The organism is Pseudomonas sp. EA_5y_Pfl2_R50, assembly GCF_963970475.1.
GTDB lineage: Bacteria > Pseudomonadota > Gammaproteobacteria > Pseudomonadales > Pseudomonadaceae > Aquipseudomonas.
The window spans coordinates 1-540 of record NZ_CAXAPT010000102.1; the positions used below are offsets into that span (position 1 = coordinate 1).

Here is a 540-nt window from a genome sequence, read left to right on the forward strand (position 1 = left end):
GGTCCTTTGCCACTGGCGGCCACGGCGACAACGAACATTTCTTCCCGATGGCGGAGTTCGACAAGCACGTTTTTTCCGCCAAGGGTTCGGAAACCTGCGGCCAGCACAACATGCTCAAACTGACGCGGGCGCTCTTCCTGCAGGATCCGCAAGTGGCCTATGCCGACTATTACGAGCGCACCCTCTATAACGGCATTCTCGCGTCACAGGATCCCGACACCGGCATGGCCACCTACTTTCAGGGTGGGCGTCCGGGCTATATGAAACTGTATCACACGCCCGAAAACTCCTTCTGGTGCTGCACCGGCACCGGCATGGAAAATCACGTCAAATACCGGGATTCGATCTACTTTCACGACGATCGCTCGATCTATGTAAACTTGTTCATCCCCTCGACCGTGCACTGGATCGAACAAGGCGCGGTGCTGACGCAGACAACGGCCTTTCCGGAAACACCGTCGACCACGCTCAGCTGGACTTTGAAGCAGCCGACGGCGCTGACGTTGAAATTGCGCCACCCGCGCTGGAGCCCGACGGCGG

General features: G+C 58.5%; 1 protein-coding gene. It reads left to right on the forward strand.

Annotated features, from left to right (window positions below; translation table 11 throughout):
• Positions 1-540: beta-L-arabinofuranosidase domain-containing protein (locus AACY19_RS26910; RefSeq protein ID WP_339454531.1), on the forward strand; the 540-nt coding region annotated here is incomplete at both ends.